At 51.5% G+C, this 12,956-nt stretch carries 12 protein-coding genes; 8 read left to right on the top strand and 4 right to left on the bottom strand.

The annotated features are described in order from the left end of the window. The 7 genes from L971_RS14435 to L971_RS14405 form a co-directional block, all read left to right on the top strand. On the top strand, positions 1 to 998 hold a 998-nt coding region (locus L971_RS14435), incomplete at its 5' end, for an isomerizing glutamine--fructose-6-phosphate transaminase (protein WP_047376463.1). 144 nt (positions 999 to 1,142) lie between these two features. Further along, positions 1,143 to 1,634, top strand: coding sequence for a hypothetical protein (locus tag L971_RS14430; RefSeq protein ID WP_047376461.1), 492 nt, complete (start codon positions 1,143 to 1,145; stop codon positions 1,632 to 1,634). A gap of 141 nt (positions 1,635 to 1,775) precedes the next feature. Beyond that, on the top strand, positions 1,776 to 2,045 hold the full coding sequence (locus L971_RS14425; RefSeq protein ID WP_047376459.1) for a hypothetical protein: 270 nt from the start codon (positions 1,776 to 1,778) through the stop codon (positions 2,043 to 2,045). Further along, entirely contained in the window at positions 2,035 to 4,065 is a 2,031-nt protein-coding gene (locus L971_RS14420) for a PTS sugar transporter subunit IIA (protein WP_047376457.1), read from the top strand. Before L971_RS14425 ends, L971_RS14420 begins: the two co-directional genes overlap by 11 nt. A 164-nt stretch (positions 4,066 to 4,229) precedes the next feature. Continuing rightward, positions 4,230 to 5,651: a PTS mannitol transporter subunit IICB gene (locus tag L971_RS14415; protein ID WP_029333682.1), complete on the top strand. Its 1,422-nt coding sequence runs from the start codon at positions 4,230 to 4,232 to the stop codon at positions 5,649 to 5,651. Between the two features lie 42 nt (positions 5,652 to 5,693). Continuing rightward, the gene (locus tag L971_RS15245) at positions 5,694 to 6,125 is read left to right on the top strand and encodes a PTS sugar transporter subunit IIA (protein WP_024371986.1); all 432 of its coding nucleotides are present in this window, start codon (positions 5,694 to 5,696) and stop codon (positions 6,123 to 6,125) included. Further along, entirely contained in the window at positions 6,125 to 7,270 is a 1,146-nt protein-coding gene (locus L971_RS14405; protein WP_024371985.1) for a mannitol-1-phosphate 5-dehydrogenase, read from the top strand. Before L971_RS15245 ends, L971_RS14405 begins: the two co-directional genes overlap by 1 nt. Before the next feature lie 74 nt (positions 7,271 to 7,344). Here L971_RS14405 and L971_RS14400 read toward each other — a convergent pair whose 3' ends face one another. Continuing rightward, entirely contained in the window at positions 7,345 to 9,675 is a 2,331-nt protein-coding gene (locus L971_RS14400) for an EAL domain-containing protein (protein WP_231557622.1), read from the bottom strand. Positions 9,676 to 9,901: 226 nt separating this feature from the next. Here L971_RS14400 and L971_RS14395 point away from each other — a divergent pair, with 226 nt between their 5' ends. Next, positions 9,902 to 10,420 (top strand): GNAT family N-acetyltransferase, encoded by a 519-nt coding sequence (locus tag L971_RS14395; protein ID WP_047376454.1) that lies wholly within the window; start codon positions 9,902 to 9,904, stop codon positions 10,418 to 10,420. A gap of 22 nt (positions 10,421 to 10,442) precedes the next feature. Here L971_RS14395 and L971_RS14390 read toward each other — a convergent pair whose 3' ends face one another. The 3 genes from L971_RS14390 to L971_RS14380 all read right to left on the bottom strand — a co-directional run bounded on the left by L971_RS14390 (position 10,443) and on the right by L971_RS14380 (position 12,801). Beyond that, entirely contained in the window at positions 10,443 to 11,753 is a 1,311-nt protein-coding gene (locus tag L971_RS14390) for an N-acetylmuramoyl-L-alanine amidase (RefSeq protein WP_231557621.1), read from the bottom strand. Between the two features lie 186 nt (positions 11,754 to 11,939). After that, complete coding sequence (locus L971_RS14385) at positions 11,940 to 12,191, bottom strand: hypothetical protein (RefSeq protein ID WP_047376450.1); 252 nt, start codon at positions 12,189 to 12,191, stop codon at positions 11,940 to 11,942. A gap of 64 nt (positions 12,192 to 12,255) precedes the next feature. Beyond that, on the bottom strand, positions 12,256 to 12,801 hold the full coding sequence (locus L971_RS14380) for a hypothetical protein (protein WP_197053185.1): 546 nt from the start codon (positions 12,799 to 12,801) through the stop codon (positions 12,256 to 12,258). Between the last annotated feature and the right edge of the window lie 155 nt (positions 12,802 to 12,956).

Below are 12,956 nucleotides of genomic sequence, written 5' to 3'. Positions count from 1 at the left end.
ACTATCAGAACGCCGACGGCGACATCGAGCTCACGGAAGGCGTGCGCTCGCTCGTCTCTGAGGCCGACCGCATCTATATCGTCGCGTGCGGCACGAGCTATAACGCCGGGCTCGTCGGGAAAGACATTTTAGAACGGATTGCCGGCATCCCGACCGAGGTGCATATCTCATCAGAGTTCGGCTACAATATGCCACTTTTAAGTGAACGTCCGCTCTTTGTCTTCTTGTCGCAGTCCGGGGAGACGGCCGACAGCCGAGCCGTCCTCGTCGAAGTGAAGAAGCGTGGCCATAAGGCGCTGACGATGACGAACGTGCCAGGGTCGACGCTCTCGCGTGAGGCGAACGAGACGATGCTCCTCCACGCTGGACCAGAGATCGCGGTCGCGTCGACGAAGGCGTACACGGCTCAAATCGCGGTGCTCGCCATCCTCGCCTATGATATTGTCCGCGCGAACGGAAAAGAGCTACCGTTCGAATTGATGCCAGAACTCGCGCGTGTCGCGACGATCATGGACTCGGTCATGTCACAAAAAGAACTGTTCGAAGATTTGGCAGAACGTTACTTGAAGACGACACCGAACACGTTCTTCATCGGACGCGGGCTCGACGCGTCGGTTTGTTTAGAAGGCGCGCTCAAAGTGAAGGAGATCTCGTATATCCAAGCGGAAGGCTATCCAGGTGGAGAGCTCAAGCACGGATCGATTGCCTTGATCGAGGACGGGACGCCGGTCATCGCACTCATCTCGCAGCCGAAGACGAACTTGAACATTCGCAGCAACGTCAAAGAAGTCGTCGCCCGTGGCGCGAACGCCTGCATCATCTCGATGCAAGGGGTCGAGCATGAGGACGACGAGTTCATCTTGCCGCACGTCGAACCGCTTCTCGCCCCGCTCGTGACGGTGCTCCCGGTCCAATTGATGGCGTATTACGCCGCGCTCGCCCGGGGTTGCGACGTCGACAAGCCGCGCAACTTGGCGAAATCGGTGACGGTTGAATAAATTCTAAAAATAATGCTTACGAAGCAAGCCTCCAACTTGCTACACTATGACAATCAGTTCGTAGAGATATCGGTCTCAGACCGAAAATATATGTCGCGAGACACGTCTACCAGCTGAAATCATATGTTGTGTGGAGGCTTACCTATGTACCAAGAAGACCGATTACCTCAAAATCCTAAAGAAGGCGTTTTGTTCATGCTGATTATTTCCATCTTGTCCGTGAACATGATTGCGCCGATCATTGTCGGTATGGACCGCGGTTTTAGCGTCGCCCATTATGTCGTCACACTCAAAATCATCCCGTTCGCTTGGCTTGCGCTCATGATTTTGATTCGCTTCATCGTCAAACCGATAGTTGGGATCCTGTTCAAACGATTGGCCGGAGAAACGGATGGTTTCAACGCCCGCATCTTACTGAACATCGTGTTGAACGTATCGATAATCTCATTTTTCATGACGATTATCGGACCGTGGATTGGGATGGGGGAAATCAATGTTGATACGTTACAGCACTTTTTCCCGACGTGGTTCCGTAACTTCGGCATCGCGTTCTGGGTCGAGCTGCTGTTCGCCCAACCGATCGCCCGGGCCGTCATGAAGTCGATTCATGTACGGAATCGCCTTAAGACCGCTTAACTTTATACAAAGCACCTTTCCGCTTGAGGAGAGGTGCTTTTTACTGCTTGCCGATTTCTTTGCCAACAAGCAAAATAGTAGGTGAAGTAAGCGGTTCCATCGTATGGTTATATAAAGATAAGCGACGAAAGAAGGTTTGACATGAACGTATACATTGCCTGTCCATGCGGCTTCGTCACAAGCGCGATGGCGGCGAAGCTGTTTGCCCAAGCGTGTTCGGGGCGTCTTATGTGCGAAGTGGCACACGGTACAGGTCGGGACATCCCTGACGACGTGAAGTTGGTCATCTATCAAGACGGAACGAACCGACCATCGCATCCAACGGCGTACGTTCGCCCGGTCAGAAACATGTTGTCGCTCGAGGAATATCGACAAATCGTCGAGGAATGGGTGAAGCGATATGAAGCATGAGTGGAGCGCTCGAGAGCGCTCGATTTTACTACATCTATTAGGTACGGAGACGTCGACACCGCTCGCGGAGATTGCGCAAGCGGTGAATTTGTCTGAACGGACGATTCAACGAGAACGCCAATTGCTCGAAGGTGTGTTAAAAGAGTTCGAACTTGAACTATCGTGGCAGCGAGGGCGAGGACTCAGTCTCGTCGGCGCAGCGAATGCGAAACAGCAACTGCGGGAGGATTTGATTCTTTCAGCCGAGGCGATCCCGACGGCGGAGGACCGTATCTTTGAACTGGCGTGGCGGCTCTTATTTGAGAAAGACATGCTGAAACTGCAGGCCGTCGCGAAGCAGATGCACGTCTCTCCGAGCACGCTCACGCAAGACTTGGAGAAGCTAGACCGCTGGTTCGACGAGTACAACCTCGAAGTCGAACGGAAGAAAGGGGTCGGCGCTCAAGTGCTCGGCCTGGAGGCAGAAAAGCGTAAACTCATGATCAATGCGCTCATGGCGCATTGGGACACGCTCGCGTTTTACCGTTTCGTTCGCGGTGAAGACGACTACATCCCTGCCTTCTTGAAGACGGTCCCATGTGATGTCATGCTCGAGGCGCTTCGGGACGGTTACGACTATTTAAAGAATCATTCATTCGAACGGATGGATGATCGGACGATCATGCGCGTCACGTTCGCCTACGGGGTGCAACAAGCGCGACTCGATGCCGGCTTCTTCTTAGAGATGTACACGAAAGGTCGTTCGGACGATTATTTGAAAGTCGCTCAAGAAATGGAAACGGCACTCGGGGTCCCGTTTTCGATGGCTGAGCGTGTCTGGTTTGCGGAAGAAGCGAATCGGCTCCGCTCCTTAAAAGAACAGATGCAAGAAGACGAGGAAGAACGTTGGGTCATGCAGATTCGCGTGCATAAACTAATCCATCACGTCTCCCTCATCCATGGGTTCGCCTTCACCGACGATACCGCGCTCGAGAAAGGACTGCTCGCCCATATCTTGTCGAGCTTGAACACGCAGGCGCTTCCAGATACGGAGACGGTCCGGCCGCACATCGACCGAGACTATCCGAACTTGCGGGCGGCCATCCAACAGGCAGCCGATATCGTTTTCGGGACGAACACGTTCACAGAAGACGAAACGGTGTTTTGGGCGATGCATTTTGCGGCCGCGCTCGTCAAACCAGTGCGTCGTCGCGAATATCGGGCGCTCGTCGTCTGTTCGGCCGGCCTCGGCTCGTCAAAGATGCTTGTCAATCGCGTGAAGCAAGAGTTCCCGGAGATGCAAAATGTCGTCAACTCGTCGTTGTTTGGCCTTGAACAGCACCGGCTCGATGATTACGATGTCATTCTGTCGACCGTCCCGCTGCCGCCCTTAGCGGTGCCGACGCTCATGGTCAATCCGTTGTTGACGACCGAGGAAGTGCAGCGGGTCCGTCACTTGCTGTTGTCGCTGCCACAATCGTTCCAAACAAAAGATGTGAAGTCACGTTCGAAGATGCTTGATTTTCGTGAGCTCGGTGAACTCGTCGAGACGTTTGAGCGGATGGACCGTCAGTTCGACCTCGTCACGCTCGACAATAGTGACCGGCTCGAGGACATCTTATTCGACCTCGGCACACATTTAGAAGAACGCGGTCTCGTCGAGAGTGGAATCCAATTGTCGGCGCAACTGCTCCGCCGACACGAAGTGGCCGGTCTCGGTATTCCCGGTACGAAGCTGGCGTTGTTCCACGGACGTCACCCGTCGATTGAACGGGCGAGTGTGTTCGCGTTCGATTTGACGACGTCGATTCCGCTTCTCATGATGGATCAATCGACGGAACCCGTCTCCCGTCTGCTCGTGTTGCTGGCACCAGAAGAGGCGCGCGACATCGAGCTCCAGTTTTTGAGTGCGGTCAGTGGCTCGCTCATCGAAAGTGAAGAACAGATGACCTTATATAGTACCGGATCAAAGAAAGAACTGCGCCTATTGCTTCATGATTGCATGAAAAACATGATGCAAGACGCGCTGCACGAGAAATGACCCGTCGTGGTCATTTTTTTGTTTGGCACGAAATGTTGCCAAACTATGAACTGGATTGAATTGAGTAAGCGCTTACTCCGGGTCTACAATACAGGTGTAGAGCACAAACCGGTTAGCTACACTACACAACAACCTTTCACAATTAAGGACTGGAGGTTTTATACATGGCGAATACGCAAGCTGGCTCGGGCGGGGTTCGAGTCAAAGTACAACGGTTCGGGAGTTTCCTGAGCGGGATGGTCATGCCGAACATCGGCGCCTTCATCGCTTGGGGGATCATCACAGCACTCTTCATCCCGACAGGATGGTGGCCGAATGAGAACTTGGCCGAGCTCGTCGGTCCGACGATCACGTATCTCTTACCACTCTTGATCGGGTTCACAGGTGGTAAATTGCTTCATGACGTTCGAGGCGGTGTCGTCGGGGCGCTCGCCACGATGGGTGTCATCGTCGGGACGGACATTCCGATGTTCCTTGGTGCGATGATCATGGGTCCACTCGGCGGTTACATCATCCGTCAAGTCGACCGTGCCCTTGAAGGAAAAGTAAAAGCCGGATTCGAGATGCTCGTCAACAACTTCTCGGTCGGGATCGTCGGTGGTCTTCTCATGCTTGGTGGTTTCGAGATCTTCGGGCCGATCATGAGCGGACTCGACAAAGTCATGGCAGCAGGCGTCGACTGGATCGTCGGGGCGAAGTTGCTTCCAATCGCAAGTTTGTTCATTGAACCAGCAAAAGTCCTCTTCTTGAACAACGCCATCAACCACGGGATTTTGAGCCCGCTCGGTGTCGATCAAGTCGCCGACGCTGGAAAATCGGTTCTCTTCTTACTTGAAGCAAACCCGGGACCAGGTCTTGGTTTACTTCTCGCTTACATGTTCTTCGCTAAAGGCGCAGCCAAACGGACAGCTCCTGGGGCAGCGATCATCCACTTCCTCGGTGGGATCCATGAGATTTACTTCCCATACGTGTTGATGAAACCGATTTTGATCTTGGCGATGATCGCCGGGGGCGCGACAGGTATCTTCACATTCGTCTTGTTCGATGTCGGTCTCGTCGCACCAGCTTCACCAGGTAGTATCTTCGCGATTCTCGCGATGGCATCACGCGGTTCACACGTCGGGCTGATTGCAGGGATCCTCTTATCAGCAGCGGTGACCTTCGCCGTTGCGAGCGTCATTTTGAAGTCGAGCGCGGCCGAAGAAGTGTCACTCGAAGAAGCGACACAAAACGTCAGCGCGATGAAAGGCAAGCAGTCTTATGCGTCAGCGCTCGTACAAGACCGTCTCGACAAAGTCGACCACATCATCTTTGCTTGTGACGCCGGTATGGGCTCAAGCGCGATGGGGGCTTCGGTCCTACGCAATAAAGTGAATAAGGCGAACTTGCCAATCAAAGTGACGAACACGTCCATCAGCCAATTGCCGAAAGACGCGCAATTCGTCATCACCCATCAAGATTTGACAGACCGTGCCGAAGAACAGGCACCGAACGCAATCCATCGCTCGGTGACGAACTTCTTGAACGCGGACTACTATGACCAATTGATTGAAGAAATTAAAGCAGAACGTAGCAAAATCTCATAACAACGCAGACAGAGACAAGGTTTAGGTATAGGAGGAACTAAAATGCCATTCATTCAGACAGAGATGATTCGACTCAATCAAACGTTCAATACGACTGCCGAAGCGATCAACGCAGCCGGAGAGGTGTTACACGCCGCCGGTTGCGTATCACCGGCCTATATCGAGGCGATGCATGAGCGTCAAGCGCTCTCGAGCGTGTATATCGGGAACCAGGTGGCGATTCCACACGGGACGGAAGAAGCGAAATCGGCCGTTCAAAAGACGGGCATCTCGATTATTCAAGTGCCTGAAGGGGTCGATTTTGGAGGACAGACGGCGAAACTCGTCATTGGCATCGCTGGGGTGAACGATGAGCATCTTGAACTCCTTTCCCAAATCGCCGTCATCTGTTCGGACGAAGATAACGTCGAGCGGTTAGTTCGTGCCGAGACAAAAGAAGAGATTTTGTCGCTATTCATGGAAGAGGTGGCGTAATGAAAGCTGTACATTTCGGGGCAGGAAACATCGGACGCGGTTTTATCGGGCTCTTGCTCAATCAGAGTGGGTACGAGGTGACGTTCGTTGATATTAACGATACGGTGATTGAAGCGCTCGAGGCGAAACGCTATTACGAGGTCGGATTCGCCGAAGAAGGCGTTGACAACGTCGTCGTCGACCGGGTACGCGGCGTCAACAGCTTGAAAGACCCGGAGCGCGTCATCGCGCTCATCGCCGAGGCCGATCTTGTCACGACGGCGGTTGGACCGACGTTACTTCCAAAAGTCGCTCCGCTCATCAGCATGGGACTACGAGATCGTGCCTCAGACGCGCCAGTTTACGTCATCGCGTGTGAGAACATGATCGGTGGCAGCGCCTCGCTACAACGAGAAGTTGAAGCAGCAGGTGGTGTCGGTTCGGCAGACGTCTCGTTCCCGAACGCGGCCGTCGACCGCATCGTGCCGTTACAGCAACACGTTGATCCGCTCTATGTCGAAGTCGAGACGTTTTATGAATGGGTCATCGAAACGCAAGGATTGGACGTGCGGCCCCCGCTTCACGGTGTGACGTGGGTCGACGAGATTGGTCCATATATCGAGCGGAAGCTGTTCACGGTCAACACGGGTCACGCCATCGCGTCATATATCGGCTCTTTGTTTGAGAAAGGGACGATCGACGAGGCGTTGAAAGATCGTCGCGTCCGCCAAGTCGTGCAAGGCGCATTGTATGAGACCGGTTGGCTGTTGCTTGAAAAGTACGGCTTCGAAGCGAAAGAACATAGCCAGTACATTCAAAAGATCATCAAGCGCTTTGAAAACCCGAAATTAAAAGATGAGATCTCGCGCGTCGCCCGTTCCCCGATTCGTAAACTCGGTCCGAGTGACCGGCTCGTCAAACCGGCCCGTGAACTCATCGACAACGGCATCGAGCCGAACGAGCTCGCCTATGGGATCGCCGCTGCCTTGAACTATTACAACCCTGAGGATTCAGAATCTTCTGAACTCTATTTGTCGATCGAAGAGTCAGGAATCTTGTCGACGGTTGAGAAATATCTCGGTCTCCATGAAGAGGACACGCTAACGACACTGATCCTCGAACAATATCACTTGATTCGCGAGCAAGAAAAAGCGCGTGTCTCGTAACTTGATTCTCCTGTGCCCGAGCGGCATGGGAGGATTTTTGCATACAAAAAAGACTGCAGCGAACTGCAGTCTCGTTACGTCCGGGTCTTGCCGAACTCGATATACGTCGTCACGGATTTGACGTGTTTCACGACATCTTTCTCTCGAAGCGGACGACTGAAGTAATAGCCTTGGACATAGTCGCATCTTTCGTTCAGCAGCCATTCGAGTTGGTCGGACGTCTCCACGCCTTCCATGAGCACTTTCATGCCAAGGTTGTGGCCGAGTTGAATCATCGAGCGGACGATCGCTTCTTGGTTCCGGTCCGTGAATAAGTTGATGATGAATGAGCGATCAATCTTGAGCACTTGGACGGGAAGTTCCCGAAGTTGGCGGAACGATGAATAACCGGTCCCGAAGTCGTCGAGTGAGATCAAAATCCCGAACTGATGGAGTTGCGTGAGCTTCTCTCGTGTTGACGCTTCATAGGAAAGCATCGATGACTCGGTCACTTCGAGTTCGAGGAACATCGGATCCATCCCGGTCTCGTCAAGAATCGATTGCAACGTCTCGACGAAATCCTCACGCGCGAATTGGAGAGGGGAAACGTTGACGGACAAGGTGAACGGCTTCATACCGGCCTTATGCCAACGGACCCAGGCCCGGCATGACTCTCGCATGACCCATGTCCCGATAGGGTGGATCAATCCAGTATTCTCAGCGATCGGGATGAAATCATCAGGTCCGACGTGGCCGAGCACAGGGTGATGCCAACGAAGCAATGCCTCGACTCCTTCAAGTCGATTATGCGTGAGTGAGACTTTCGGTTGATAGACGAGCGAGAACTCTTCGCGGTCAAGTGCTTGGGCTAACGCCTTCTCAATCTCGACCGTACGTAAAATCTGTTGTTTCGATTCATCCTCGAACTCTTTGATTTGATTTTTACCGGTCCGTTTCGACTCATGCACAGCGAGGCGGGCATATTGGACAAGTTCATCCGCCGATGTCGTGTCTTTCGGATAATGACTAATTCCGGCGCTCATCGTTAACTCGACGGTCGTGCCGTCGATATCGAACGGTTGAGAAATCGCCTTGATGCATTTTTCAGCCTTCTGTTTGGCGAGCGTGCTTCGCTTATCGAATAGCAAGATGATGAACTCCGACGATCCGACGCGGGTCAAGACATCGTCCGGATGGATCGTATGCTTGAGACGATCCGCGATTTGAAGCGCCAATTGGTCGGAGCCGTTATGGCCGAGCATATCGCTCAAGAAACGCCAACGATCGATATCGATATATAGACAGGCAACCGGGTCTTCGACGCGGATGTGATCGGCGAGGATACGTTCAAGCTTATGCCGGTTCGGCAAATCCGTGAGCGAATCGTGGAACGCCATATGCTCGACGAGCCGTTGTGAGGCGATCGTCTCGGAAACGTCACGTAAGAACCAAAGCACTTGGTCCATCGTTTCCCCTTTAAGCGGGTAAGACGTCACTTCGATCGTCTTCTCATCGATATCGAGCCGATGCGCTTCATAGAACGGTTGCTGAATGGACAATGAGGCGTGATAGTCTTGGAAGAACTGATCTTCGCGTTGGTCGAACAGACGATAGAACGCCGTGTTCGCATATTGAATCACTCCGTCTTTTGAGGTCGTGACGACCGCGTCCGTCGTCGAATCGAGAATCGTCGCTTGAATCAACTCGCGGCGACGCAAGTGCCGGTCGAGAGTGAGCGACAAGAAGAAGATGGCGAACAAGATGATCGTGATGGCCGTCACGAGCCAGGCGAGAAGCGATGGCTCGATCCCGATGACAGCCGGGTTGTTCCCTTCTAAAAATGTGAACGAAGATGCCATCATGCCGACGTAATGCATCCCGAAAATGGCGACGCCCATAAGTAGGGAGAAGAATACTTTCAGCTCGAGGTCGATCTTTTGTTTCGCGTACTTCGAGAAGAAGCCGATCCATAAGGCGACGAGCGAGGCGAAGATGGCAATGCCAAGTGACAAGACGGCCAACCAAGAATTGTACGAGATGGTGACGCCTTGAATCGCATCCATGCCGATGTAATGCATACTGGCGATACTGACTCCCATCAAAACGCTCGCACCGAGCAAGGCAGGACGAGTCGTACGACGTGAGACGATCAAAAAACCGAGAATACAGCCGGCCATCGCGATCACGACCGACAAGAAGACGAGCGGAATCGAATACGTGACCGGTCGAAGCGTCTCATGGGCGAGCATGGCGATAAAGTGCATCGACCAAATGCCGAGTCCGAGCGTGGCGCCTCCCGCTAAGATCCACATATTTTGCGCGGAACGGTTCGTCGAGTTGACGCGCCGGGCCAGTTCGATGGCGGCATAAGCAGAAACGGCGGCGATGATATAAGAAAGAATCACGAGAAAATAATTATGACTCATTGAGTGTTCGACTACTGGTTCCATAGTTACCTCGCTGAAATGTGATGTTGTTGTAGATTTAATTATACTCGGCAACTAGGAGTCTACCTATCATTATGCTTCATTTATATGAACTATTTTTGTGTGTGAAATAGTTGATGGCGGCCGTGACGTTTCGGCCGAGCGTTACCTGCGGTGATGTGGCGGGTAAAGACTACAAAATGAGAGACAGAAAGAAGGGGTATCCGTGAACTTTCGCCCGATTGGACGAGACGATGTGAAGTCGCTCCAACGTCTTTTCATGGAAAGTTTGAGTGACTTGATTCGCCGCGAACAGTTTGAAGATGCCGATCTGTTGGAAGAAGAAGTCGCGCGTCTCAATACGACCATTCAAGACAGTTTTGACGATGAGTCCGTCCACGTGTATGTCGTCGAACGAGTTGGCGTCATCGTTGGCACCGCAGCCACTTTGCCGCCGAACGAGATTATTACCGCTCACTTAGATGTCGAGCCAGATGCGGTTGAGGTCGGTTGTGTCTATGTCGCTCCAAGCGCCCAACGACAAGGTGTGGGGACGTTCTTGCTCCAAAGTGTGATGAGGGAACTGACATCGACGGGACAGACGACGTTTTACTTGGATGCGGGATTTCCGACGTCTCAGGCGTATTGGGAGCAATTGCTCGGTGAACCGGCACTGACGATCGAACATTACTGGGGACCTGGGGCCCCGCATAAAATATGGCGGATAACAACAAGACCTGGCTGAATTCAGCCAGGTCTTGTGCGGATTAATAGTTGGAGCGCATGAACTGATGGATACCGGAAGCGGTCGCCTCGGCCATCCGTTGCCGATACGTCGTGCTCGTCAAATGAGAGCGGTCATTGGCGTTTGTGATGAAGCCGTATTCGACAATCGTTGAGGGAACACTATTTTTTCCGACGACATATACGTTCTGATATTTCACACCGCGGTTTCGGATCGTCGGGATGCGGGCGCCGAGTTCACGATTGATGGCGGTCCCTAAGCTGCGGCTTGCCGAAATATAAGGATTCGTCGTATAGCTTTCAGTCGTCGGTACGAGCACTTCATGTCCGTGGAACGACGTGTTCGTCGACGAGTTGGCATGAATGCTGACGAAGGCACTTCCTTTATACGTCTTCGTGAGTGAAACACGGTTGGCGAGCGTCAAGTACGTGTCGGTCGAGCGCGTCATTTTGACGTTGTAGTTGTACGTCCCCGAAAGTGAACTGGCCAGACGATTGGCGATGTCGAGAGTGAGAACTTTCTCTTGGACGGAGCCATATACCGCGCCAGGATCGTTGCCGCCATGGCCAGCGTCGATGACAATCGTTCGTCCTGAACCCGTTGACGTGTTCGTTGTTGTCGTCGTCGCTTTCAAGTATTGCGATGAGACGTAGCCGGTCCGTCCACCGTAGGACACTTTATACCATGAGCCATACGTACCGAGATACGTCACCGTGCGTCCGGCGGGAATGGTCAAAAGGATCGTGCCCGTCGAAGAAGCGCTTCTCCGTAAGTTCAAATTGACAGTCGTAGAGTAGGTTTTCGTAGCGGTCGTCGTCGTTGTGGCTTTCAAATATTGAGACGAGACGTAGCCGGTCTGACCGCCGTACGATACTTTATACCACGCGCCGTACGTGCCGAGATAAGTGACATTGCGCCCTGATGGAATCGTCATGAGAATCGTACCGGTCGCTGACGCGCTCTTGCGCAAGTTCAAGTTGACCGTCGTCGTGTACGTTTTCGTGGAACTCGTCGTCATAGTAGAAGATACTTTCACATATTGAGACGAAACATATCCAGTCTTTCCGCCGTACGAGATTTTATACCACGATCCGTGTGTGCCAAGGTATGTGACGGCCTTACCGGACGGGATCGTCATGAGAATCGTCCCGGACGTCGAAGCACTCTTACGTAAATTCAAATTCGCTGTTGTCGTGTATGTAGAAGCTGCCTCGACTCGGTTCGTGTCGATACCGGTCGAAGAAAGAGTGAACGGAACGACTGCCGTCCCGGTTAGGACGAGAGATGAGCTAATGATTAGTTTAATAGGCCAAGATGGTTTCTTTGTATTCAATCGGGGTCCGCTCCTTTGTTCTGCATCATTAATGAAATAACGAAGAAATGTAATCGTCATCATGTCTTCGTTATTATATAAGGAAACAAGAAAAAAATGGAGGTTAATATGTAATTTATTTATCTTTTTTTGAAAAGCGGATAGAGCGAACAAAAAAAGAGACGCTTGGGCGTCTCTTTAAAGAAGTTAAATAAGGCGTGGGAGTTCGTCAGCGAATTTTTGAATAGATTCATCCGCTTTAACTAATCGAGGTAGCTCATCGGCAAACTTTTGAGCTGGAGCTTCAATTTTAACAAGTCGCGGTAATTCATCAGCAAACTTTTGGACTGGTGATTCGATTTTTACTAAACGTGGTAATTCGTCGGCCAGTGGCTTGAAAGAGCTTCCTAACAATAGAATAGCAGCTGCGATAAATACAATCCCTGTTACTTTTTTCATGATTAAATTCCTCCAATGAGTATAGGTTTATGTGGATAAGCAAAGATCCCTAGTGTGAGGATACTCAGAAGTCAGAGAGTGGGGAATCTAATAGGGCGTAAATCGATTCGGATTGTTGTTCAACCCGTGATTCTAAATCGCCCACATACTGTTGAGGCATGTTCGGTTCAAACAAAGTCACTTTGTCTGAATCTTCTGTTGTTGCAGAAGATAGGATTGGAACATCCGCCTCTTGACTGAGTAACGTGCTGCAAAGAGGAGAAAGTTTGTTTTCAAATTGATTTAATGGTTCAGGGCGCCAACAAATAGACGCTTCAGGTAAAATATACAAGATATGCCCTTCTTTTAAAAGTTTTAAGCACTGATTAATTACATATTTTTGATCTTGTTCAACGTTGATGTACCCAAACTCTTGGAAATGTTTCTCATAGACGGTTTTCGAACTGCGCTTTAGAATAGAAAGAGATAGTTCTGGGCCGAGAACGTATAACTTTTTATAAGAACGATTTTCTTTTAGCATTCTTGTGATGAGCCTAGGTAATGATTGATAGTAATCAATTTGAAACGCATTGAGTATGAATCCTTTAGAGGAATTCAACAACTGGGTCAAGTGATTCAAATCCTCGAATTGATTTCGATCGGTTGATGAATAGATAGCTTTAAATGTTTGATCTTGTTTCGAATGGACGGTTTGTCAAATTAAGCGCAACACTTCCTCCGCGAAGGCCTCGTGTGCGGTCTTCCAGCCGAGACATTTCCTCGGTC

It is taken from the genome of Exiguobacterium sp. ZOR0005 (genome assembly GCF_000798975.1).
Classification (GTDB): Bacteria; Bacillota; Bacilli; order Exiguobacteriales; family Exiguobacteriaceae; genus Exiguobacterium; species Exiguobacterium aurantiacum.
The sequence above is the reverse complement of the archived record's forward strand: the minus strand, read 5'-3'. Positions and strand labels throughout refer to the sequence as shown.